The organism is Algoriphagus locisalis (assembly GCF_900116615.1).
GTDB classification, from domain to species: Bacteria; Bacteroidota; Bacteroidia; order Cytophagales; family Cyclobacteriaceae; genus Algoriphagus; species Algoriphagus locisalis.
In genome coordinates, this window is sequence record NZ_FPBF01000002.1 from 187,010 (window position 1) to 212,881 (window position 25,872).

At 41.9% G+C, this 25,872-nt stretch carries 16 protein-coding genes and 4 tRNA genes; 5 read left to right on the forward strand and 15 right to left on the reverse strand.

Going from position 1 to position 25,872, the window contains the following annotated elements:
* Window positions 1–3: 3 nt before the first annotated feature.
* From rpoC to BM386_RS05790, 14 genes are all read right to left on the reverse strand, one after another.
* Complete coding sequence (gene rpoC / locus BM386_RS05725; protein ID WP_091692124.1) at window positions 4–4,320, reverse strand: DNA-directed RNA polymerase subunit beta'; 4,317 nt, start codon at window positions 4,318–4,320, stop codon at window positions 4–6.
* Between the two features lie 48 nt (window positions 4,321–4,368).
* Window positions 4,369–8,244 (reverse strand): DNA-directed RNA polymerase subunit beta, encoded by a 3,876-nt coding sequence (gene rpoB, locus BM386_RS05730; protein WP_091692125.1) that lies wholly within the window; start codon window positions 8,242–8,244, stop codon window positions 4,369–4,371.
* Window positions 8,245–8,400: 156 nt separating this feature from the next.
* Window positions 8,401–8,781 carry a 50S ribosomal protein L7/L12 gene (rplL, locus tag BM386_RS05735; protein ID WP_057939465.1) on the reverse strand — a complete coding sequence of 127 codons (381 nt, stop codon included), beginning with the start codon at window positions 8,779–8,781 and terminating at the stop codon, window positions 8,401–8,403.
* 42 nt (window positions 8,782–8,823) lie between these two features.
* Window positions 8,824–9,366 (reverse strand): 50S ribosomal protein L10, encoded by a 543-nt coding sequence (gene rplJ / locus BM386_RS05740; RefSeq protein ID WP_091692126.1) that lies wholly within the window; start codon window positions 9,364–9,366, stop codon window positions 8,824–8,826.
* A 2-nt stretch (window positions 9,367–9,368) separates the two neighbouring features.
* Complete coding sequence (gene rplA, locus BM386_RS05745) at window positions 9,369–10,067, reverse strand: 50S ribosomal protein L1 (RefSeq protein ID WP_057939467.1); 699 nt, start codon at window positions 10,065–10,067, stop codon at window positions 9,369–9,371.
* A gap of 10 nt (window positions 10,068–10,077) precedes the next feature.
* A complete protein-coding gene (gene rplK, locus BM386_RS05750) occupies window positions 10,078–10,521 on the reverse strand; it encodes a 50S ribosomal protein L11 (protein ID WP_091692127.1) in 444 nt (147 codons plus the stop codon).
* 3 nt (window positions 10,522–10,524) lie between these two features.
* On the reverse strand, window positions 10,525–11,082 hold the full coding sequence (gene nusG / locus BM386_RS05755; RefSeq protein WP_057939469.1) for a transcription termination/antitermination protein NusG: 558 nt from the start codon (window positions 11,080–11,082) through the stop codon (window positions 10,525–10,527).
* A gap of 18 nt (window positions 11,083–11,100) precedes the next feature.
* Entirely contained in the window at window positions 11,101–11,289 is a 189-nt protein-coding gene (gene secE, locus BM386_RS05760; protein WP_091692128.1) for a preprotein translocase subunit SecE, read from the reverse strand.
* Window positions 11,290–11,305: 16 nt separating this feature from the next.
* A tRNA-Trp gene (locus tag BM386_RS05765) sits at window positions 11,306–11,379 on the reverse strand.
* Between the two features lie 117 nt (window positions 11,380–11,496).
* Window positions 11,497–12,684: an elongation factor Tu gene (gene tuf, locus BM386_RS05770; protein ID WP_091692129.1), complete on the reverse strand. Its 1,188-nt coding sequence runs from the start codon at window positions 12,682–12,684 to the stop codon at window positions 11,497–11,499.
* 64 nt (window positions 12,685–12,748) lie between these two features.
* Window positions 12,749–12,820 (reverse strand) — tRNA-Thr (locus BM386_RS05775).
* A gap of 32 nt (window positions 12,821–12,852) precedes the next feature.
* Window positions 12,853–12,925, reverse strand: a tRNA-Gly gene (locus BM386_RS05780).
* Window positions 12,926–13,082: 157 nt separating this feature from the next.
* Window positions 13,083–13,165, reverse strand: a tRNA-Tyr gene (locus BM386_RS05785).
* A 148-nt stretch (window positions 13,166–13,313) separates the two neighbouring features.
* A complete protein-coding gene (locus tag BM386_RS05790; RefSeq protein WP_091692130.1) occupies window positions 13,314–15,941 on the reverse strand; it encodes a M1 family metallopeptidase in 2,628 nt (875 codons plus the stop codon).
* A gap of 66 nt (window positions 15,942–16,007) precedes the next feature.
* On the opposite strand from BM386_RS05790, the gene BM386_RS05795 reads away from it, so the two are divergent.
* From BM386_RS05795 to frr, 3 genes are all read left to right on the forward strand, one after another.
* Entirely contained in the window at window positions 16,008–16,502 is a 495-nt protein-coding gene (locus BM386_RS05795; protein ID WP_091692131.1) for an acyl-CoA carboxylase biotin carboxyl carrier protein subunit, read from the forward strand.
* Between the two features lie 331 nt (window positions 16,503–16,833).
* Window positions 16,834–17,544, forward strand: a complete 711-nt coding sequence (gene pyrH / locus BM386_RS05800) for a UMP kinase (protein WP_091692132.1) — start codon at window positions 16,834–16,836, stop codon at window positions 17,542–17,544.
* A gap of 10 nt (window positions 17,545–17,554) precedes the next feature.
* Complete coding sequence (gene frr / locus BM386_RS05805) at window positions 17,555–18,115, forward strand: ribosome recycling factor (RefSeq protein ID WP_091692133.1); 561 nt, start codon at window positions 17,555–17,557, stop codon at window positions 18,113–18,115.
* A 65-nt stretch (window positions 18,116–18,180) separates the two neighbouring features.
* Here frr and BM386_RS05810 read toward each other — a convergent pair whose 3' ends face one another.
* Entirely contained in the window at window positions 18,181–20,829 is a 2,649-nt protein-coding gene (locus BM386_RS05810; RefSeq protein WP_091692134.1) for a DUF5686 and carboxypeptidase regulatory-like domain-containing protein, read from the reverse strand.
* A gap of 487 nt (window positions 20,830–21,316) precedes the next feature.
* Between BM386_RS05810 and BM386_RS05815 the strand changes: the two genes are divergently transcribed.
* Window positions 21,317–24,301 (forward strand): SusC/RagA family TonB-linked outer membrane protein, encoded by a 2,985-nt coding sequence (locus BM386_RS05815; protein ID WP_091692135.1) that lies wholly within the window; start codon window positions 21,317–21,319, stop codon window positions 24,299–24,301.
* 19 nt (window positions 24,302–24,320) lie between these two features.
* Window positions 24,321–25,808 (forward strand): RagB/SusD family nutrient uptake outer membrane protein, encoded by a 1,488-nt coding sequence (locus BM386_RS05820; protein WP_091692136.1) that lies wholly within the window; start codon window positions 24,321–24,323, stop codon window positions 25,806–25,808.
* The last annotated feature ends 64 nt before the right edge of the window (window positions 25,809–25,872 follow it).

Below are 25,872 nucleotides of genomic sequence, written 5' to 3' on the forward strand. Positions count from 1 at the left end.
ATATTACAGGATTGCTTCGCTAGATCTTTTGCTAGACGAGCGCTCCATGTTTTCTGAAAGCTTGTCGTATTCTTCCTGAGAACCTACAATCATCGGCTGCAATCTTCGCTGACCGGTACCGGCAGGAATCAAGTGACCCACAATCACGTTCTCTTTCAGACCTTTCAGTTCATCCCGCTTACCTCTAATCGCTGCCTCGGAAAGCACCTTAGTAGTCTCCTGGAAGGACGCTGCAGAGATAAATGACTCTGTACCCAAAGATGCTGCAGTGATACCCTGTAGTGTTGGCTTAGAAACCGCAGTCTCAGCATCACGTACTTGTACCAACTTAAGATCTTTACGCTTCAAGCTAGAATTCTCATCTCTCAATCTTCTTGCAGAGATAATCATTCCTGGCTTCAATGTAGATGAATCACCAGCATCCATAACCACCTTGCGGTCAAGAATATTATCATTCTCTTCTCTGAATGCCCACTTGTCCACAACTTGGTTTTGTAAGAATCCAGTATCCCCAGCGTCAAGGATTTCAACTTTTTGCATCATTTGAGATACAATCACCTCGATGTGCTTATCGTTGATTTTTACACCCTGAAGTCTATAAACTTCCTGGATTTCATTTACCAAATACTCTTGAACAGCAGTTGGACCTTTGATCGCCAAGATGTCATTTGGAGTAATCGCTCCATCAGAAAGTGGCTCACCGGCTCTGATAAAGTCATTCTCCTGAACTAGGATGTGCTTAGATAGAGACACCATGTATTTCTTGATCACACCATCTTTAGATTCGATGATGATCTCTCTATTACCACGTTTGATCCCTCCATAAGTCACTACACCGTCGATTTCAGAAACTACAGCCGGATTGGATGGGTTTCTTGCTTCGAATAGCTCGGTAACTCGTGGAAGACCACCGGTAATATCTCTTGTCTTACCTACAGACCTTGGAATTTTCACCAAAATCTGACCGGATCTTACTTTATCTCCTGCTTCAATAGCCAAGTGAGCACCTACTGGAATGTTATATCCTTTAGACTCCTCACCATAGTTTACAATGATTGCAGGGTTCTTAGTTCTATCCTTAGTATCGATAATTACTTTCTCACGGAAGCCTGTCTGATCATCGGACACTTCTTTGAAGGTAACGCCTTCTACGATTGCTTCAAATTCAATTGTACCATCGAACTCAGAAAGGATAACTGCGTTATATGGATCCCACTTACAAAGCGTCTGACCCTTAGTAACCTTATCCCCCTCTTTCACATCCACAATAGCACCGTAAGGAGCATGATTGGAAATGATGGTCTTACCGGTTTTAGGATCATTGATCTTGATTTCTCCAGATCTACCCATGACCACCGTAACTGGCTCGCCATCTTTGTTGGTAGTCTCGATTAATCGTAACTCCTCGTCAAATTCCACTACACCGTCGAACTTCGCGATTACGCTGGCTTCTACGGCCATGTTGGAAGCTGTACCACCTACGTGGAACGTTCTCAAAGTAAGCTGTGTGCCTGGCTCACCAATAGACTGTGCTGCAATAACACCTACTGATTCACCTGTCTGCACCATATGCCCAGAAGAGGTTAGGTTTCTTCCGTAACATTTACCACAAACTCCGCGACGAGTCTCACAGGTCAATACAGATCTGATTTCAACTTCGTCGATACCAGCTTCGTCGATCAATTGAGCGACCTCATCTGAGATCATAACACCTGATTCCACGATTAACTCGTCTGAAACAGGATGGAATATATCGTGTACAGAAACTCTACCAACAACACGCTCAGAAAGAGGCTCTACGATATCGTCGTTATCTCTCAATGGCTGCACCATCAATCCTCTCAAGCTACCACAATCGTCTTCTGTGACAATCATGTCCTGAGCCACATCTACTAGACGTCTGGTTAAGTAACCCGCATCTGCAGTTTTCAATGCAGTATCGGCAAGACCTTTACGTGCACCGTGTGTAGAGATAAAGTACTCCAATACATCCAGACCTTCTTTGAAGTTAGAAAGAATCGGGTTTTCAATGATCTCACCGACAGAACCTTGAAGGTTTTTCTGTGGCTTAGCCATCAAGCCTCTCATACCACCCAACTGACGAATCTGCTCTCTAGAACCACGGGCTCCTGAGTGCATCATCATGTAGATCGCATTGAATCCTTGCTTATCCTCTTCCATCTGCTTCATCAGATTATTAGTCAAATGCGAGTTGGTACGAGTCCAGATATCAATTACTTGATTGTATCGTTCATTATCAGTGATTAGACCCATTAGGTAGTTGTTCCAAACCTGGTCCACTTCCTCTTGAGCTTTATTAATCATCGGCTCTTTTTCTTCTGGGATAATTACATCATTCAATCCCATGGATAGACCACCTTTGTAGGCCATCTGAAATCCAAGATTTTTGATATCATCCAAGAATTGGGCAGTACGTGCCATTCCACAAACTTTAACCACTTTAGCGATGATCTGCTGAAGTTTTTTCTTGGTCAAAAGCTCATTCACATAACCTACTTCTTTTGGTACAAACTGGTTGAAAATCAATCGACCTGCAACAGTCTCAATGATCTCATCCTTGTATCCTCCATCTTCGGTTCTTACCTGCACTTTACATTTGATATTCGCATGCTTAGAGATTTGCTCTTCGTTCAATGCGATAATCACTTCTTCGGTGCTGTAGAATGTCATTCCTTCACCTGCAACCTTCTCCTCTGGAGTAGATTTCTTACCCTTGGTCACATAGTACAGACCCAACACCATATCCTGAGAAGGTACAGTAATCGGAGCCCCGTTGGCCGGGTTCAGAATGTTGTGCGAAGAAAGCATCAACGTAGAAGCTTCCAAAATAGCCTCATGTCCAAGCGGTACGTGAACTGCCATCTGGTCACCGTCAAAATCGGCGTTGAATGCAGTACATACCAATGGGTGAAGCTGGATAGCTTTTCCTTCTATCAGTTTTGGCTGGAAAGCCTGGATACCTAGTCTGTGAAGCGTAGGAGCACGGTTAAGAAGCACAGGGTGTCCTTTCAGTACATTTTCCAAAATATCCCAAACCACTGGATCTTTACGATCCACGATTTTCTTAGCTGACTTTACTGTCTTCACAATACCTCTTTCGATCAGTTTTCTGATGATAAAAGGCTTGAAAAGCTCAGCTGCCATATTTTTAGGAAGACCACACTCGTGAAGCTTCAATTCAGGACCTACGACGATCACAGAACGACCGGAGTAATCCACACGTTTACCGAGCAAGTTTTGACGGAATCGACCCTGCTTACCTTTCAACATATCAGAAAGAGACTTCAAGGCACGGTTTCCATCGGATCTTACCGCATTTACTTTTCTAGAGTTATCGAATAGAGAATCTACAGCTTCCTGAAGCATTCTTTTTTCGTTTCTCAAAATTACCTCTGGAGCTTTGATGTCGATCAATCGCTTCAGACGGTTGTTTCTGATAATAACTCTTCTATAAAGGTCATTTAGATCGGAAGTCGCAAAACGACCACCATCCAAAGGAACCAAAGGACGCAATTCAGGTGGAATAACAGGAACCATACGAACGACCATCCACTCAGGGCGGTTTTCAATTCTGGTTCTAGCGTCACGGAATGCTTCTACTACTTTAAGTCTCTTAAGTGCTTCTGCTTTTCTCTGCTGAGAAGTATCAGTAGCAGCCTGATGACGAAGTGAGTAAGAAAGGTCATCCAGATCAATTCTTGCCAATAGCATCTCCAACGCTTCAGCACCCATTTTGGCGATGAATTTGTTAGGATCCTCATCGTCAAGCATGTGGTTTTCCTTAGGAAGCTTGTCCATGATATCCAGGTATTCATCTTCAGTCAGGAAGTCTAGATACTGAACTCCCTCTTCTGCTTTGATACCTGCCTGGACTACCGCATAACGCTCGTAATAAACAATCTGATCAAGCTTCTTAGTTGGAAGACCAAGAAGGTAACCGATTTTATTAGGAAGAGATTTGAAATACCAAATATGAGCAACCGGTACTACCAGTTCGATGTGCCCCATTCGCTCTCTTCTTACTTTCTTCTCTGTAACCTCTACACCGCAGCGGTCACAGATAATACCTTTATACCTGATGCGCTTGTACTTGCCACAATGACACTCCCAATCCTTTACAGGACCAAAGATTCGCTCACAGAACAATCCGCCCATTTCAGGCTTGTAAGTTCTGTAATTGATGGTCTCTGGCTGGGTCACCTCACCGTTTGAGCTATCCAGAATAGATTCTGGGGAAGCCAAACTGATGGTGACTCTGGAAAAATCATTGTTAAGTTTTTTATTTTTTCTGAACGCCATAGTTTTTTGAAAGATATGTAAAGGGCTCTTGCGAGCCCATTCGCTTTATTAATCTAGGGTAATTTCAAGAGCCAAACCTCTTAACTCATGAACCAATACGTTGAATGATTCAGGAATATTAGGCTTAGGAAGGTTTTCACCTTTCACAATCGCTTCGTAAGCTTTTGCTCTACCAATTACGTCATCAGACTTCACTGTCAGGATCTCCTGCAGTACGTGTGATGCACCAAATGCTTCCAGTGCCCAAACTTCCATCTCTCCGAAACGCTGACCACCAAACTGAGCTTTACCACCCAATGGCTGCTGCGTGATCAATGAGTATGGACCGATTGAACGTGCGTGCATCTTATCATCTACCAAGTGACCCAATTTCAGCATGTATGCAATACCTACTGTGATCGGCTGATCGAATTTCACACCAGAAAGACCATCGTATAGGTAGGTACGTCCGTAAGCCGGTAAGCCTGCCAATTCCAATTCATGAGATACTTCTTCCATGGAAGCACCATCAAAGATTGGTGTAGCATATTTCTTATCCAGTTTCTGACCGGCCCATGCCAATACAGTTTCGAAGATCTGCCCGATGTTCATACGAGAAGGTACACCTAGCGGATTCAATACGATATCCATTGGGGTTCCATCCTCAAGGAACGGCATATCCTCGTCTCTTACGATTCTTGCTACGATACCTTTGTTACCGTGACGACCTGCCATCTTATCACCTACTTTAAGCTTACGCTTTTTAGCGATGTAAACTTTGGCAAGTTGAACAATACCAGCAGGAAGTTCATCACCTACTTCTAGAGTGAATCTTTCTCTCTTGAATGTACCCGCAATCTCATTTCTAGAGTTGATGAAGTTTTTCACCAAGTGAGAAATCAACTCATTGGTATGAGGATCATTAGTCCAATCGTCAAGAACGATATCAGAAATTAGGTTAGCCTCTTCCGGAACATTGTAATTACTCTCATCTCTGTAAGGGTTCTTAGCAGGGAAAAGATTGTTTTCAATGTTCTTCTGGTTGAACTTCTGTCCTTTGGTGATGATCTCATCTCCAAACTTATGCCTAACACCTTGAGAAGTTTTACCATCAAGGATAGTCACCATCTTATTGATCATTCTGGCTCTGATAGCCAAAAGATCTTTAGAGTATCTAGCTTTCAGTTTTTCAACCTCAGCTTTAGCTTTTGCTCTGACGTCCTTGTCTTTCTTAGGTCTAGCGAAAAGCTTGGTCTCGATTACCACACCATTCAAGGAAGGTGAAGCTTTCAAGGAAGCATCTTTCACGTCACCTGCTTTATCACCGAAGATTGCTCTAAGCAATTTCTCTTCTGGAGTAGGATCAGTTTCGCCTTTTGGAGTGATCTTACCGATGATGATATCACCTTCTTTTACTTCAGCTCCTATCGCGATGATACCATGCTCATCAAGATTTTTCACTGCTTCTTCAGAGACGTTAGGTATTTCAGAAGTCAATTCTTCTTCACCTCTCTTCGTATCACGAACTTCAAGCTGGAATTCTTCTACGTGGATGGAAGTAAAGATATCCTCTCTAACTACTCGCTCAGAGATTACGATCGCATCCTCAAAGTTATATCCTTGCCATGGCATGTATGCCACTTTCAAGTTTTTACCTAGAGCTAGCTCACCGTTATTAGTAGAATATCCTTCTACTAGAACCTGACCTTTTTTCACCTTCTGGCCTTTCAGCACCAAAGGAGTAAGGTTGATCGTAGTATCCTGGTTAGTTCTTCTGAATTTGATCAAATCATAAGATTTGTACTCATCTGTGAAATTCACCAAAAGCTCATCATCAGTCAAATCGTACTTGATGACAATTTTCTTAGCGTCCACATAATCCACTACACCACTTGCTTCCGCAATGATGAGAGATCTAGAGTCAACAGCTGCTTTTGCTTCAAGACCTGTACCTACAATAGGTGCTTCTGCTTTCAACAAAGGAACTGCCTGACGTTGCATGTTTGATCCCATCAATGCTCTGTTCGCATCATCATGCTCCAAGAAAGGAATCAATGATGCAGCAACAGATACAATCTGATTAGGGGCAACGTCCATATAGGTGATTTCAGATGGTTCCAACACTGGGAAGTCACCTTCAAATCTTGCTTTTACTTTTTCATTGATAAACTTGCCATTCTCGTCCAATGGAGCGTTTGCCTGAGCAATGTTATGATCATCTTCTTCTTCGGCAGTTAGGAATAACACATCCTCAGCTTTCAAGCTCGCTTTACCATCCTTCACCTTACGGTAAGGGGTTTCAAGGAAGCCCATTGAATTCACCTTTGCGTGAACACAAAGAGAAGAAATCAAACCAATGTTTGGACCTTCTGGAGTTTCGATAGTACACAGACGACCGTAGTGCGTGTAGTGAACATCCCGAACCTCAAATCCTGCTCTTTCTCTAGATAGACCCCCTGGACCCAAAGCTGAAAGTCTTCTCTTGTGAGTCAACTCCGCCAATGGATTGGTTTGATCCATAAACTGAGAAAGTTGGTTTGTACCAAAGAATGAATTAATCACCGATGAAAGCGTACGAGCATTGATCAAATCGACTGGTTTAAAGTCTTCATTGTCACGAACGTTCATTCTTTCACGGATGGTTCTAGCCATTCTAGCCAAACCTACACCGAACTGGCTGTAAAGCTGCTCGCCTACAGTTCTAACTCTTCTATTGCTCAAGTGATCAATATCATCGACTACAGCTTTAGAGTTGATTAGTCCAATCAGGTATTTTACGATGTTGATAATATCTTCCTTGGTAAGGACGATTTTCTCAGAATCGATGTCAAGACCTAGTTTTTTGTTGATTCTATAACGACCAACTTCTCCTAGATCATAACGCTTGTCAGAGAAGAATAAGCTATGAATTACCTCACGAGCTGTTGACTCATCAGGAGCTTCAGTATTTCTCAACTGACGGTAGATAACCTCTACTGCCTCTTTTTCAGAGTTAGAGCTATCCTTTTGTAATGTATTATAGATGATAGAGTAATCAGCAACGTTCACATCTTCTCTATGGAGAATGATGCTCTTCGATCCTGAATCCAAAATCATTTCAATGTCTTCGTCTGTAAGTACAGTATCACGTTCTAGCAATACTTCATTTCGATCGATAGAAACTACTTCACCAGTATCTTCATCTACGAAATCTTCTACCCAAGTTCTTAGAACCCTTGCAGCTAGCTTACGACCAGCTACTTTCTTCATTGCTGTCTTAGTAGCATTGACTTCCTCAGATAGACCGAACAAGTCGAGAATATCTTTGTCAGAGCCATACCCAATAGATCTTAGCAAAGTGGTTACTGGGAACTTCTTCTTACGGTCGATATATGCATACATGACATTATTAATATCAGTAGCAAATTCAATCCAAGAACCTTTGAAAGGGATAATTCTGGCAGAGTAAAGTTTCGTACCATTTGTATGCTTGCTTTGCGCAAAGAATACACCTGGAGAACGGTGAAGTTGTGAAACAATAACTCTTTCAGCACCATTAATTACAAATGACCCCTTCTCGGTCATGTATGGAAGATTACCTAAGAATACTTCTTGCTCAATCGTTTCGAAATCTTCATTATCCTCGTCGTGACAAAGTAATCTCAACTTTGCTTTCAACGGTACAGAGTAGGTCAAGCCACGGTCAATGCATTCGCCCACAGAATACTTCGGTGGATCTACTGCATAATCAATAAATTCTAGAGTGAAATTCTCTCTGGAATCACTGATTGGGAAGTTTTCTGCGAATACTTTAAATAAACCGTCTGCCCGGCGTTTTTCTGCTGGTGTATCCAGTTGAAAAAAGTCTTTGAAAGACTGCAACTGAATATCTAGAAAATCCGGATAGCTTTTGACCACCTTAATGGAGGAGAAACTTTTCCTTTCGGTTTGATTCTTGATAGCCAAGGTAGTGTATGTTTATGGTGAAATGTTGATATCGGAATAATCTTATTTCCGATTAGAATAATGCTATTTTAAACCTGTGCATAAACAGGAAAAGACCTGACTAAAATAGTCAGGTCTTAGGCTTGAACCCCAACCTAATAGTTGCGGTTCAGCAAATTATTTGATCTCTACTTCAGCACCAGCTTCTTCCAAAGACTTCTTCAAGCCTTCAGCTTCGTCTTTAGCTACGCCTTCTTTCAACGCTTTAGGAGCTCCGTCAACTAATTCTTTTGCCTCTTTAAGACCAAGACCAGTCAATTCTTTTACAAGCTTTACAACTGCCAGTTTTGATCCACCAGCAGCTTTCAAGATTACGTCAAAAGTTGACTTCTCTTCTTCGGCTGCAGCTTCTCCAGCACCAGCACCACCTGCAACAACTACTGCACCTGCAGCAGCTGGCTCGATGCCATACTGATCCTTAAGGATATCTGTCAATTCTTTAACCTCTTTTACAGTCAAGTTTACCAACTGATCTGCAAGTTGTGTAAGATCTGCCATTGTATTTGAAATTTAATATTTGTTTGAATGATTTTTTTTAACTTATTTTTCTTCTCTATCAGCAAGCGTCTTAAGCACACCAGAAATATTGTTCTGGCCACTTTGCAATGCTGAGATAAGATTCATTGCTGGAGACTGTAGCAAACCGATAAGGTCGCCTAACAATTCCTGCTTTGATTTCAACTTTGAAAGCATTTCTAGATTTTCCTCACCGATGAAAATATCCGCATCGATAGAAGCGCCTTTGAATGCTGGCTTAGTTGCTTTTTTACCTAATTTTTTTCTGAAGTCCAGCAATACATTTGCCGGAAGGTTACTCGTCTCGTTTGAGAAGATAATTCCAGAGAATCCTTTCAATGCTTTATCTGACAACTCAGAATAGTCGCCATCTAAATTTTCCAGTGCCTTGCTGATCAAGGTATTTTTATAGACTTTGTAATCTACACCTTTGTCAAAACAAGCTCTTCTGAATGCATTTACCTGCGCTACAGAGAAACCTGAAGCATCAGTGATATAGAAGAAAGGGTTTTCTTTAAATTTCTCAGTAAGACCGTCGATTATTACTTTCTTTTCGTCTCTAGTCATGATTAAATTCCTTGAATGCTACCCTTGTCCACTGCAATTCCAGGAGACATTGTACTGGATAAATGAATACTCTTGAAATATGTTCCTTTGGAAGAGGAAGGCTTTAGCTTGGAAATAGTAAGGATAAGTTCTTTTACATTTTCTTCGATCTGCGCTGCAGTGAAGGATGCCTTACCGATACCCGCGTGTATAATTCCAAATTTATCAACTTTGAAATCGATTTTACCCGCTTTTACTTCTCTTACTGCCTTAGCTACATCCAGAGTAACAGTTCCTGATTTAGGATTTGGCATAAGACCTCTTGGTCCCAATACTCTACCCAATCTACCTACTTTCGCCATTACGTTAGGCATAGTGATGATGACATCAATGTCAGTCCATCCGCCTTCGATTTTAGCTATATAGTCATCCAAGCCTGCGTAATCTGCACCTGCTTCGGTTGCTTCTGCTACTTTGTCAGGAGTACAAAGAACCAATACTTTGATGTCTTTGCCAGTACCATGAGGAAGCGCAACAACGCCTCTTACCATTTGATCTGCTTTACGTGGATCCACACCCAAACGGATGTCAAGATCTACGGAAGCATCAAACTTCGTCATAGTAATATCCTTCACGATAGTAGAAGCTGCCTCCAGGGAGTACACTTGGCTTGGGTCGTACTTAGAAAGAGCTTCTTTTTGCTTTTTTGTTAACTTAGCCATTGTTTTTTATTTATACTTCCCAAGGGGCTTTTCCAGATACTGTGATTCCCATGCTTCTTGCTGTACCAGCTACCATTTTCATAGCAGACTCAACTTTGAAAGCATTAAGGTCAGGCATTTTTACCTCTGCTATCTCCTTAACCTGATCCCAGGTTACTGATCCTACCTTCTTACGGTTTGGCTCAGCAGATCCGCTTTTAATTTTCGCAGCCTCTAGCAACATGTTTGCTGCAGGAGGAGTTTTTACTACGAAGTCAAAAGACTTGTCTGAGTAGATTGTAATCAATACAGGAAGCACTTGACCCATTTTATCTTGGGTACGTGCATTGTACTGCTTACAAAACTCCATGATGTTCAGACCCTTGGAACCAAGAGCCGGACCTACTGGAGGCGACGGGTTTGCCTGGCCACCTTTCACTTGTAGTTTTAAATAACCAGTGATTTCCTTAGCCATTGCTTAGTCTTGTTTTTCTACTTGTATAAAGTTTAATTCGACAGGAGTATTTCTTCCGAAGATCTTAACCATAACATTAAGTTTCTTCTTCTCTTCAAATATCTCCTCTATTGTTCCGGTAAATCCACTGAAAGGACCGTCCATTACTTTGACAGTCTCTCCGACTATAAATGGTGTATCCAGTTTCTCTGCGAACTCGTCAATCTCTTCAACCTTACCTAAAATACGGTTGATTTCTGACTGACGTAGTGGCTCAGGGGTTTTGGAAGCCCCACCTGAGTTAGATCCTAAGAAACCGATTACTCCCGGAATGCTTGTAATTACGTGATTGGCCTCACCATTTGAGAGATCCGCATTAACTAAAACGTAACCAGGAAAGAAGTTTCTCTCTCTAACACGCTTTTTGCCGTTACGCATCTCATATACTTTCTCAGAAGGTATAAGGACTTCAGGAATAAAATCTCCAATATCCTGTCTGGTAATTTCATTATCCAGATAGGTTTTAGTTTTTTTCTCCTGTCCCGCTACTACTCTGAGTACGTACCATTTATGTTCAGCCATTCTGTAATGTCAATTCAATTAGAATAAATCATAAAACCATGTCATGATGTTTTCAAATCCAAGATCCACTACACCTATGAAAAGGGCAAAGATCAAAGATGCTACTAACACCAATACTGCACTATTTTGAAGAAATGAAAATTTTGGCCATGTGACCTTATTTACCATTTCATCATAAGATTCTAGAACAAAGTTTTTCAGATTCATAGTGTACTTAACTTACTGGCACGGGCAGAGAGATTCGAACTCCCATCAACGGTTTTGGAGACCGCTATTCTGCCGTTGAACTATGCCCGTGTAAATGAACGCCCGCTAAAGGGAACGCAAAATTAGGTATTGATTGCTTAAGAAACAAATGCGATCCCAAAATAATTTGAGATCGCATTGTATAAATAGTCAATCTGTGATTGATGATTAGTCTAGGATTTCAGTAACCTGACCAGCTCCTACTGTTCTACCACCCTCACGGATTGCAAAACGAAGACCTTTCTCAAGAGCAACTGCATTAAGCAAAGTCACTTCGATAGTCACGTTATCACCTGGCATTACCATTTCAACGTTTTCTGGAAGTTTGATCTCACCAGTAACATCTGTAGTTCTAAGGTAGAACTGTGGACGGTATTTGTTAAAGAATGGCGTGTGACGTCCACCTTCTTCTTTAGAAAGAACGTAAACTTCAGCGTTGAAGTGAGAGTGAGGCTTCACAGATCCTGGCTTACAGATAATCATACCACGTTTGATTTGTGATTTTTCAATACCTCTTAGCAATAGACCTACGTTATCACCTGCTTCACCTCTGTCAAGGATCTTACGGAACATCTCAACACCAGTTACTGTGGACTTAAGTCCTTCAGCACCCATACCGATGATGTCAACTGCTTCACCAGAGTTGATAACACCTCTTTCGATTCTACCAGTAGCTACAGTACCACGACCAGTGATCGAGAATACATCTTCTACAGGCATCAAGAAGTCTTTATCAATAGCTCTTTCAGGAAGAGGGATATAAGAATCGACAGCATTCATCAATTCCATTACAGTTTCAACCCACTTTTCTTCACCGTTCAATGCACCAAGTGCAGAACCAGCGATTACTGGGATGTTGTCACCGTCGAATTCATAGAAAGAAAGTAGTTCTCTGATTTCCATTTCCACAAGCTCAAGAAGCTCAGGATCGTCAACCATATCCACTTTGTTCATAAATACTACTAGTTGAGGTACACCTACCTGGCGAGCCAAAAGGATATGCTCTCTAGTTTGAGGCATTGGTCCGTCAGTAGCTGCTACTACTAGGATAGCGCCGTCCATCTGGGCAGCACCCGTTACCATGTTCTTAACGTAGTCAGCGTGACCTGGACAATCTACGTGAGCGTAGTGTCTGTTTTCAGTTTGATATTCTACGTGAGAGGTGTTAATGGTGATACCTCTTTCTTTTTCTTCCGGTGCATTATCGATAGAAGAAAAGTCTCTTAATTCAGATAGACCCTTACTAGCCAGAACGGTAGTGATGGCAGCAGTCAAAGTGGTCTTTCCATGATCTACGTGACCAATCGTACCGATATTAACGTGCGGCTTGGAACGGTCGAATTGTGCTTTTGCCATGCGTGAAAATCCTCAGTTTAAGTTTAAAGATAAATTTATTTTTTTTTCAATATAAGCCGAAATGAGCCAACGAGGGGATTTGAACCCCTGACCCCTTCCTTACCAAGGAAGTACTCTACCCCTGAGCTACGTCGGCTTAGACTCTTATGCTTTCCGAAGAAAGCAAAGAGCGGGAGACGAGGCTCGAACCCGCGACCTGCAGCTTGGAAGGCTGCCGCTCTACCAACTGAGCTACTCCCGCTTGTAATCTTTCGAGATGAAATCATCTCTGCCGCTCTACCTCTAAGTATGATGTCTTACGATTATACCTTGGAGAGCTACTTCCCTATCAATCCGGTCTTATCCAGATTTTTTAGCCCTGCAAAATTAGAAAAAAATTTTGCATTTAGACAATGGTGTGGGGGAAATAGGATTCGAACCTATGAAGACTTAAGTCAACGGATTTACAGTCCGTCCCAGTTGGCCGCTTTGGTATTCCCCCAACTAGCGCTACTTTTCAAACCACTTCACCGGCTTTTCTATCGTAACGGATGGCAAAATTAGAGGCTTTTATTAAAGATACAAAACATGCATTTCAAATTTCTTGAGATTTTGCCCATGTTTTTCCCAAACAATTATAAATCAATGCATTAATTTTCGTCTTTTAAGGTTTCAAGAAAATAATTATAGTACGTGACTAGCTCACTATCGCTTTCTTGAGCTGCTACCTTGCTGATTCTTTCCAAAATGGCAGCATCGTCTGAAAATGCAAGCAATCCCTGAAATGCTCCCAAACGAATGTAAGTTCTGGTGTCATTTCCCATTTTATCCAACAAAAAATCAACGGCCTTCCCCTCTCCTTCTTCCGGAGACCGACTAAAGTACTCGCTAAAATACCCCAAGTAATAATAAAGTCCTTCACCCGAAATAGTATTAGCCTGATCTAGAAACCAATTTCCTTTGCCGGCCACCTCATTGTTTATATAATATTCAGCTATGGGGATCAACATTCTAAAATTCCGCTCACTTGCATAGCTTTCTACCACAGATGGGTCTATCAGCTCTGAGCTGGCACTAACTAAGCCCATCAAAGCAGATCCAGCTACCAAATAAGAAGAGTCTTTAGCCAATTCAATAAAAGCGGAATAGTATTCATCAGGTGAAAAAGCGGAAAGCGCATCAATTGCCCCCGCTCTCACAGAATTTCTCTCATCACTTTTCGCAAGCTGTAGTACCTTCCTAGCTAGTTCAGGGGTATCCTTCAGCCAATCAGGATATCCCTGAAGTATGGAAAGAGCGGATTCTCTTACAGCCCAGAATTCATCCTCTAATGCGGCTGGAATAATGGACTCCAACTCTGTCACTGCTTCCCATGCTGCCAAACTATCCAGTGCTTCATATCGAGCTATTCCAAACTCAGACGACCTGAATTGAGATCGCATCTGATTGGCGTTTAATTCCATGGACTTAACAGCCAACAGGTTTTTCTCTTCATCGATGAAGACTAAGGCTACCGGGTTTTCATTCTCCAAAATAATTTCCTGATACTCCTTTGTGATCATAAATTGCCGACTTTTTCTATCACGCTCCTCGTACCAACTTATTTCCAGCGGCAGTTGATAAAGAGGCGTTTCAAGCAAATTCTGAGTTTGTCTGACAGAAATCAGCACGTTGCTTGGGTCTGAATAATCTACCTCAAACTGAAGCTCAGGATGCCCTTTGTCTAGAAACCATTGATTGAAAAACCAATTCAAATCCTCCCCAGAAATCTTTTCAAAAGCCAATCGGAGATCATTTACCTCAACATTTTCAAATGCGTGCTGCTCCAGATAATACGTTAGACTTTCGTAAAAAACTTCAGCTCCCAAATACTCGCGAAGCATATGTAAAATCGCTCCTCCCTTCGAATAACTATGGGAATCAAACATATCCTCAGCATCTACATACTCAAATCGAATCAGATCGACTTGTTTTGTTTCTGCTTCCGCAAAATAATTTTCGGTCTCAGCAATCAATTTAAGTTTGGCTTCATCCGGCCCATACTTGTATTCGTTCCAGAGGAACTCGCTATAATTTGCGAAGCCTTCATTCAAGGTGAGGTTTGCCCAAGACTCGGTAGTCACATAATCTCCAAACCACTGATGAAAAAGCTCATGTGCAATAATGTAATCCATCTCAGAATCAATGGCTTCACGTGCTGTAAGACGCAGTTCCTCCATGAAAATGGACGCCGTTGTATTTTCCATAGCGCCTGACACAAAATCACGAACGACTATTTGATCATACTTAGGCCACGGGTATCGCACACCAAGTAGCTCAGAGAAAAAACCAATCATTTCCGGCGTATTCTGAAAGACCTTTTCAGCCCCTTTTTCATACCCTTTCTCTACAAAGTATCCTAAAGGAACATCTTCCCATTTTGCCTCCACTTTTGAAAAATCGCCAATCGCAAATGCGGTTAAATATGCCGAATGAAGAAGCTTCATTTCCCAATAATCCTTTCTAAACCCATTCCCCAGATCTTCCTGCTTGATCAATTCTCCATTGCCAATTGATACCAAGCTGTCCGCCACGGTCAATTTTATCAATTGAGTGAATTTCTCATTTGGACTATCTATAGTCGGAAACCACTTGGAGTTATGCGCAGTCTCCCCTTGCGTCCATATCATGGTTGGTTTATCCGGTACGGTGTCCAGCGGATCTATAAAATACAGACCTTTTGTATCCGTGATTGCTTTGCTTCCTCCTCCGGCATTTCGCTCTGGAAAAGCGGTGTAGTCAAATGCTATCTGAAAGGTGTCGGCCCTTGTCAATTCCCTAGGTAGGTGAATATAAATTTTCTTTTCATCGTACTCAAAAGGCACTCTTTCCCGCTGCTCGCCTTGAATAAAAAAAAGTTCATCAAACTCAAAATCCTGGGCATCTAAAACCAACTCATTTCTGGAGAGAAAAAAAGGTTTGACCGTTAGTTCAGCTTTCCCTATAACGGTTTGCGCTTGATAGTCAAAAGCCAAGTCTAAGTCAGTATGCAAAATATCAAAGTCCCTTCTTACCGATTGTTTGTAAGAGGCAATCGCCTGCTCCTTCTTGGCAATGAGTGTTTTTAACCTGAGACTATCGGAGCTGGAAACATGGGCGTCGCTTTCTGTAGCTTCACCACCTCCAGTGACTGACACATCTGCGGACTTACATGAAATCAAAAAAAAGATAGAAAAAGTCACACAAAAGCTGGATAAATACCATGAAGCTTTTTGCTGTAATTCATTGAGTGGATTCATATTTAAAACTTCTGAAAAAGAATCGGTTTTATGGGAAATTGTATATTCGGGTTCAAATTAACATGAATGTTTACAGTTACAATCCAAAACAAAACCTATTCGGTCGAAAAAACCGATGAGACTACGCAAGTCAACGGCAAACCAATACACTGGGATCTTCAGTGGATTTCAAATCGAAAAATCCACCTGATTTCTGAGAATAAGTCGATTGAAGCTGAATTGATTTCCCTAGATAAAACAGCAAAAACCATCCAAATCAAGCTTGGTGGTAAAATCTCTAACCTACAGCTCAAGGACAGGTTTGACCTACTTTTAGAGCAATTGGGAATGAACTCTACAGCTTCACAGGCCTTGAAGGAAATCAAAGCTCCTATGCCAGGTCTTATTCTTGACTTGAAAGTAAAGCCTGGAGATGAGGTCAAAAAAGGAGAAGTTGTTCTTATTCTCGAGGCCATGAAAATGGAAAATATCCTAAAATCACCCGGAGACGGAATCGTGAAAGCAGTGAAAGTATCGCTCAACCAAAGCGTAGAAAAAAACCAAGTCCTGATTCAATTTTAGCTTTTATGCCTAGCATAATGAAATGAAGAAATTATATTTGTCGGATTATTTTGTGCAAATCGAGCTACGCCCGATTCTTTTTCAGTCATTTTGCTAAAGCTTTTAGCCCTAACCTGAAAATAAAAACGCCTCAAATAATCGCAACAATAGCGAAAACAAACCTCTGAAAAAAAACAATTAATTACCGATGAAATCGAGCCTGCCTGAGGCATGACTAAAAAGTCAAATACTGAAATTTCCCGATAGCTATCGGGATCACCATGCGAGATTCCCCGTCCGACTGACGTAAGCCGGGCGGACATATGGCCATTAAAAGACAAATTATAAACAGATGAAATACAAGAGAATACTGCTCAAACTCAGTGGAGAAGCGCTAATGGGTGATAAGAGTTACGGCATTGATCCAGTTAGACTTCAGCAATACACTCAGGAGATCAAAAAAGTACATGACATGGGTGTAGAGGTGGCTATAGTAATCGGAGGAGGCAATATTTTCAGAGGCGTGCAAGCCGAAAAATCCGGAATAGACAGAGTGCAGGGTGACTACATGGGCATGCTGGCTACATTGATTAACGCAATGGCGCTTCAAAGTGCACTTGAACAAGGCGGAATGTACACGCGCTTGATGTCAGGTATCAAAATCGAAAGCGTCTGCGAACCATTTATTCGCAGAAGAGCAATCCGTCACTTAGAAAAAGGTCGTATTGTGATTTTCGGAGCCGGAATTGGCAACCCTTACTTTACTACTGATTCTACGGCTAGTTTAAGAGCGATCGAAGTAGAAGCAGATATTGTATTGAAAGGTACCCGAGTGGATGGAGTCTATACCGCTGACCCGGAAAAAGATGCATCAGCCACAAAATATAAAACCATTTCATTTCACGAGGTGTATGAAAAGAATCTAAACGTCATGGATATGACGGCCTTTACCCTTTGTCAGGAAAACAATCTACCCATCATTGTTTTTGATATGAATCTGGCAGGAAATCTCAGCAAATTGGTTCAAGGCGAAGAAATTGGTACTTTAATCACCACTTTATAAGTAGTTAACCATGGAAGAAATCGAATTATACCTAGACGAAGCAAAAGAATTGATGCAAAAAGCAGTGGATCATACTGCTGCCGAACTTTTGAAAATCAGGGCTGGTAAAGCCATGCCTAATCTTTTGGATGGTATCATGGTTCAATATTATGGAGCAAACACTCCATTGAACCAAGTATCCTCAGTCAATACGCCTGATGCCCGCACCCTTTCCATCAAGCCATTTGAGCGCTCGATGATCTCAGAGATAGAGAAAGCGATCATCAATTCTGACCTGGGACTAGCGCCGCAAAACAACGGGGAAGTGATTATTCTTACCATCCCAGCGCTTACAGAAGAGAGACGTATTTCTCTGGTGAAGCAAGCAAAGCATGAGTGTGAGGGTGGAAAAATATCCCTAAGAACAGTTCGTAAAGACATCAATGACGAGCTGAAAAAGCTTCAAAAGGATGGTGCCTCAGAAGATGAGATAAAAAGAGCAGAAGATGTGGTTCAAAAGCTAACTGATCAGTTCTCTACCAAAATAGATGAATTGCTCGCGAAAAAAGAAGTGGACATTATGAAAGTCTAATCTTTCAAAACTGAAACAGAAAAAGCCCGGAAATCCGGGCTTTTTCTGTTTCTAACAGCATTATTCTAGTTTATATTGATAAACGTCGCCACTCCAAATCTCACTCCACCGCGCAGGAATTTTGCATCTTCAAAGCCTGCCCCCAATTCTACACGGAAAATCCTAAATAGATTATCCAAGGAGTAGCCCACTTCCCAGTAATTCGGGGAATTGTCTGTTTTAAGGTAGTTGAAGAAAATATTTTCCCGCAATCCCGAAAATCTAAGCATGGGCAATTGAGTGAAAATAAACTTTCGGAACTGGTAATGCACAATACCTGAAAAGTACTTGGAATTCGTGCTGTATTTATAATAATCCATAAAACGATAATTAGACGCCGGGCCAAAGTTGGAGAAGATCGTACGATTACCTCCGAAATGCTGGAAATCCGGGAAGTAAACCTGCTCATTGGACAGAAATGCTCCGGCGGTAAGGTTGAAATCCAGTTTTCCGCTTACCCCAAACGTGTAGTCATGCTGAATTCCCAGTTCTAAATGATCAAAATCAGACGCGGTACCAGTCGAACCAATTCCGCCAAATGCCTTGGTGTAAGCTACTTTTACCAAGGGTGAGCGGTCTGCGATGGCATACTTCCGTCCGTTTCTGATCCCGTACTTAATTCCCGGTCGCCACTCCAGCTCTGCATTCAATTTCAAAATATCATGATCAGCAAAAGAACCTGCACCTGTCTCTACATTCTCCGGTCGATTTGGGGAATAAACGCGCTCTGGCTTATTGTAAAAGCTGTAATTGTTCGTATTGAATAATTCTGTTCGCTGGGCGTAGGTCATATTCACGCGATAAGTAATGCCGCTATTAACCCGATGAGCCCAGTATGCCTGCCCAAAAGTTTGTTCGTATAGTTTCATGTAATTTTGCCTAAAGAGCAACGAGTAAACTGCATTCACCTGCTCATTGATTGGCTCTCCTCCATTGAACTGATAAATATATCGCCCGCCTTTCAGACCGAAAGTAGTCCCGGAAAGATTGAGTGTGCTGGACCAGCGGAAATCTACTTTCCCATAAAAGCGATTGCTCGAAAACCCATAGCGGAGCTCAGGTTCTATATTGAAGCTTTTTCGCAGGATACTCACACTGTCTGCAGCTTTGGTGTTTTTCTCTTTGCGGTAGAACAGCCCTAATCCCAGCTTGAATCCTTCCACTGTATTGAAGGAAGTTTTAGTCCAATTTTGCTTAAATCCAATGGAAGCACCTTTTCCTAAACTATAGGATGCCCCATTCATAAAATCCAATGGCCTGTATTTACTACGGGCCTTTTTCGCCACAGAATCTACATCACTCATTTTGGCCACCTCCACTGTCGCCAGACTATCATCCCGCTGATATCCCTGGATCTCACTTTCGGTCAGGGGAACCGGGCGAATACTATCCCAGTAAGCTTGATCATATTTTTTAGCCATGGAGTCCACCTCATAGTAGCTTTCTTCGATCACATCCGGTTCATCACGCTCTTTCAGGGATTCCTTCTCATATTCATTCATGAGCTTGCGGTATTCCTTTCTGGTCTTTGGTTCTTCCTTCGCTAATTGCTCCAGCGCGGAAACAGACTTATTAAAACCAACGGCCTCATCAGGCACTTCCTGTACTTTTTCGTCTATGATCTCCGGCACTACTTCCAGGTCAGGATTAAGCTCTATCTCGTATTCACGGGTAGAAGCCAGATATTTGAAATTGCCCTCAAACCCGAAAATCTTACCTCCGAAATCATAGGTATGTGTCAGAGGCATCCAGACATTCTCAGCCACCGGAGCATACTGTTGTTTTGCAGTAATCTGAAAGCCAAGCAATGACGTCTGAAGGTTTAAACTGTGAATCGCCCACAAATCCTCAATAATGTAAATGAACCCTTCGAAGACCTGCTCTCCCCTAGACCTCGGAGTTACTTTGATCTTACTCACCAATACATTCTGATCGAAGAAGCTCCCTTCGTATTTAAATTTATAATACACAAATGCCGAGCGGGAAAGCGGTGAGATGATACCGTTGATTTTCTCCTGATAGAAGGTAGTCTGTATGTATGGCGCTGGGGAGGTGGACTGATTGTCTCCATTCGTTCGGATGGATATCACTTTTTCCTCTACTTTATTCGGCTGGGTAAAAGTGATCCTGGACACAGACTCCGAGGTGTATGCTTCATCCAGTTTGAATCCTTCCTTTTCTATGGTTTTTCTGAGAAAAAAAGGAGCGTCGGTCAATTTCCCCGTACCCTTCAAATAAACGGTCATGCTGTATTTCTGAAGCTGAAGCCTATGGTATTTAGCTTTGGCAATAGCCTTACGCATGATAGTCAATGCGGGATCTTCCGCTCCAGCCCGCACTTCTACCTCTTCCAGCGTGTATTCCTGTGGCTCAAGCACAAAGTCCTTTGTGATCCATTCATCCGTCACAATGATGGTTTCCAGCTGGGATTTGTAGCCTAAATACTGGATTAAGACATCATAGACTCCTTTGGGAAGCTTGTATTCATAGTTGCCTTCTTCGTTAGTCGGGACGCCATCACCTAGATTTCTTACATACACCGAGGCATAAGCGAGCGGTTCTCCATCTGCTGTTTTGACTTTTCCACGTATGCCTTGGGCATGTGTAGGATTGTGAAAAAGTAAGGCAGAAAAAGCAATCCCCAAGACAAGAGTTAATTGTAGTTGTTTTCTCATAAAAGTTGGTTTACAGCTAAATATAATCAGCTTTTCAAAAACAACATTTCCAATTAGTTTCTTTTAAGATGAATTTACAATTCTTGCCTGGAGTAGATACCAATCCTCACTATTAATTAAGGATATAAGCGTTGGATAAACTAAGGCAAATTTTCTCATCCAAAAAGACAGGCTTTTGCATTTTTTTTATCAAAGTAAAATTGGACTTCAAAGCAAAAAAGCGCAAGAGAAAATTATCTTCATTTTTTTGAAAAAAATCAAATTCGTGACTATTCGAAAATGGAAAACGATTTCCATTGATAAAATGATAGACAACTATAACTATTTGTAAAAATTCAGCAATTAAAACAATATTCTGTTAAATCGTTTTTTTCGAATTTCAAATTCGTGAAATGTTAATAATTGCAAATTTAAAATTATAATAACACTTTCGAATTGAAATATAAAATGCACTTTCTATTTCTAGATTAATTAACAACCAAACCGTATGCGAAACTATTTACTGAAACTAAAGACGTTTCTACTTGCACTCGCGCTCATTTTCTGCGCTAATCTGGTAGCTAACGCACAAAGCAGAACAGTGACGGGAACTGTCATGGACCCGATCCTCGGAGAATCAATCCCGGGTGCTACTGTATTGATCAAAGGTACCACACGAGGTACAGCTACTGATCTGGATGGGAAATTCTCCTTGGATCTACAGGCAGGCGATGAAGTTCTTGTAATTTCCTTCATAGGCTACCTTCCGCAAGAGGTAGAAATCGGAAATCAGACAAACATTACTATTAATCTAGAGGAGGATATTCAAAGCCTTGAAGAAGCAGTAGTAATAGGTTACGGTACTCAGGACAAAAAGGAAATCACTTCGGCAGTAGTTGCTGTGAAACCTGAAGACTTTAACAAAGGAAACGTTTCAAACCCAGCTCAATTACTTCAGGGTAAAGTGGCAGGTTTGTCAATAACCAGACCAGGCGGAAACCCAAATGCCGGATTCAATGTGCGTCTTAGAGGACTATCGACTTTCGGAGCCAATTCATCTCCTCTAATTGTCTTGGACGGTGTGATCGGAGCATCCCTAGACAATGTAGATCCAAATGACATCCAATCTATCGATGTCCTGAAAGATGGCTCGGCCGCTGCTATCTATGGAGCAAGAGGTTCTTCAGGGGTAATTTTGATCACCACGACTAAAAAGAACCCTAAAGATGGTAGAGTAAATGTGTCCGTTAATTCATTTGGCACAATGGATCAGGCGACCAATTTGATCCCTATTCTTTCTCCAGAAGAGTTTGTAGAAAGAGGAGGCACAGATTATGGCAGTGCTACTGACTGGAGAGATGAATTGATTGACGATTCTTTTTCCTATACCACTAACGCAAGTGTTTCTGGAGGCTTCAACAACACCAACTACATGGCTTCTGTCAACTACAGAAACAACCAGGGAATAGTAAATGGGGTGTCCAATGAACGACTAAATACGAGAATAAACCTTTCACAAGGTGCTCTTGACAATAGATTGAGACTAAACGTGAATTTATCATTCACTAACGTAGATCGTGAATCAATCAATAACGATGCATTCCGATTTGCAACGCTTTACAATCCAACAGCGCCAATTTACGATGATTCCCAGGCTGCTTTGGAAAGATTTGGCGGCTACTTCCAAGCGGACGTGCTCGACTTCTTTAACCCTGTGGCACTTGCCAATCAGCAAAAATTCGTGGGAGAGACTAAATCTGCGTTAACATCCTACAGAGCGGAATTCGATCTGCTTCCAAACCTGACGATCTCTGCACAGTATTCTCAGGACAGGAGCAATACCCTTTCCGGTGATTTCTGGTCAAAGCAAGACTACCAAGTAGGGCTAAATGCAGATGGATCTGCACAAAGAAGAACTAACGATCGCGTACAGAAGATTTTCGAATCTACTTTACGCTATGAGCTTGATCTTACTGATGGACTAAATATGACCTTACTTGGTGGTGTGGCTACTCAGTCCACCGAAAACCAAGGATTTAATGCACGGGTGAAGCAGTACCTTTTTGATCTGGGCTGGGACAACCTTGGCGCAGGAGCAATCAGAGTAGGTGCCAATACGGAAGTCGCTTCATATGCCAATCAGGATCAGCTAAACTCCCTATTTGGAAGAGCCAATTTCAACCTGAATAACCAATTCTTCTTCTCAGCATCTGTGAGAGCAGAAACCTATTCCGGATTTGGAGAGAATAACCAAACTGGTGTTTTCCCGGCAGTTAGCTTAGGATCGGATTTCACGCAACTCTTCGACATGGGGCTTTTCAGCCAATTCAAGCCAAGAGCTTCCTTTGGTGTGACGGGAAACCTTCCCCCATCGCCTACTTTGGCATTGGGTGTCTATGGTAACGGTAACCGAGTGGACCTAGATGGAGATCCTCTGACGCAAAATGATGTTTATGTGGGTATCGTTCAGAATTCCAATCCAAACAAGGAATTGAAATGGGAGACCAAAGCGGAAATTAACGTTGGATTAGACTTTGGTGTGTGGAACAACAAATTAACAGGTAGCATGGACTATTACATCAGAAATATTTCTGATCTACTTTTCAATGTACCTGTAGCACCTGGTACACCTAATGTATTTGATCCAGGCCGATTCAATACCGTTTCTTCAACTTGGGTAAACCTTGCTGATCTTAGAGCTGCGGGATTTGAATTCGCTGTAAGTGCTCATGATATTTCCCTAGGAGGTATCAAATGGCACCCAAGTGTTAACTTTACACTATATGACAAAACTACAATCGAGAGCTTGTCAGCCGGTGATCTGGGCTTTGATGAGTTGAGATTTGCGACTCCTGGATCTCCGGGACAAAACAATAACCCAATCATCTACAACAGAGTGGGGCAAACGTTAGGTGATTTTTATGGCCCTGTGCTAGAAGGATTTACTGACGGTGGTGAATACATCTTATCTACTACTGATCCAGATAAATTTGAGAAAATCGGTAACGGATTGCCAAAAGGAGAATTTGGATTTGCAAACAACTTCGTTTACGGAGGGTGGAATTTAAGCTTCTTCTTCAGAGGAGCATGGGGTCATGACTTGTTCAACTCCTACAGGGGATTCTACGAAAATCAAGATGCTATTTCAAACACTTGGAATTCTGTAGTGACCGACAAAACGCCATTTGTCACTTCTTCTCCTACTTTCAACAGCTCCTACATAGAAGACGCTTCATTCATTAGGTTGGACAATATGGAATTGGGATATAATTTCACTACGCGATCGCCGAATCTGAACTCCCTACGAGTTTATTTTGCTGCGCAAAATCTGTTCACCATCACCAATTACACCGGAATTGATCCCGAAGTGAGAATCACAGACGCTGAAAATGGTAATGGATTCACTTCCTCTCTTTCTCCGGGTATTGAGCGCAGAAGCACCTACTTCCAGACTAGGTCATTTACCTTGGGTGTAGCTCTTAATTTCAAATAATCAATCTAAACACAAAGACATGTTAAAATATATAAGTAAAATTTGTCTATTGGTTCCAGCATTATTTCTCTTGGGATCCTGCTGGGAACTAGAACAAGAAGTACTTGATGGAGTGACTCCAGAAGATGTCGCAAACAGTAATAATCCACAACTCATCGAAGTACTTAAGGCATCTGCTTATTCACGAATTGTAGGCAGTTGGGGTGGACACAACGGTATTTGGTCTATCAATGAGATCGCTTCCGATGAAATGGTAATCCCGCAGCGTGGACCAGATTGGGAAGATGGTGGAATTTGGCTTAGGGTTCACAAGCACGAATGGACTACTTCAGAAGATGCAATCAATAACTCATGGGACTATTGTTTTACTGCCATTGGGGAAATAAACAACTTAATCATTGGTTTCCCTGATGTAGAAGCATTGGTAGCAGAGCTAAAAGTTTTACGTGCGCTGCCTTATCTATGGCTTATAGACTCCTTTGGAAACGTACCTATCGTTACCGAAGAGTCTTTGGGCGGTAATCCAGCAAACAACACACGTCAGGAAGTATTTGATTTTATAGAGCGGTCCATTTTGGATAACATAGAATTCTTACCAAAAGAAGATACTAGAACCACCTTGAACTATTATTCTGCCCAGGCGATGCTGGCGAAGCTATACCTCAATGCAGAAGTATATACAGGTACTCCAAGATGGGCTGATGCTGAAGCTGCTGCCAATGAAGTGATCGCCGGGCCCTATTCTTTGAGCTCAAATTTCTTTGCAAACTTCGCGACCAGAAACAGTGGTTCTACAGAAAACATTCTGACTCTTCCTTACGATGAGAATAATGCAGCTGGACTAAACCTAGCCATGATGACGCTACATACGGTTAGCCAAGCCACCTTCGACCTGACAGCACAGCCATGGAATGGCTATGCATCCATGGAAGAGTTTTATAACAACTACGATGATGCTGATGTAAGAAAAGACGCATTTCTGGAAGGCCCTCAATTCGCCTCTGATGGCTCAAGGCTACTTGATCAAGCTGCGGAAGCTGCCGATCCTGATGGCCAGCCTTTGACATATACACCTGAAATCAATATGCTTTTCCCTAATGGACTTAGACAGGCTGGAGTAAGAATAGGTAAGTTTGAATTTGCTTCAGGTGCAGGCCAGGAGTTAAGTAATGATTATCCTCTATTCCGATTGGGAGAAATAATCCTGACTAAGGCTGAAGCCGCTTTTCGTCAAGGAAAAACCGCAGAAGCACTTGATGCCTTGAATCAGGTAAGAATGAGAGCAGGTCTTGAGCCGCTAGCTAGCATAACACTGGATGCTATTTATGATGAAAGAGGATTTGAAATGTTTGCTGAAGCTAGCCGAAGAACGGATATGATCCGATTTGGCAAATTCGGTCAGCCTTGGTGGGAAAAGGGCACTTCTCAGTCTTTTAGAGAATTATTCCCAATTCCCTTGTCACAGATTAATAGAAATCCGAATTTGACACAAAATCCAGGCTATTAAGTTAAGCTTTAAATAAACTAAAAAAGGAAGTGCCTCAACTGCACTTCCTTTTTCACTTAATTAG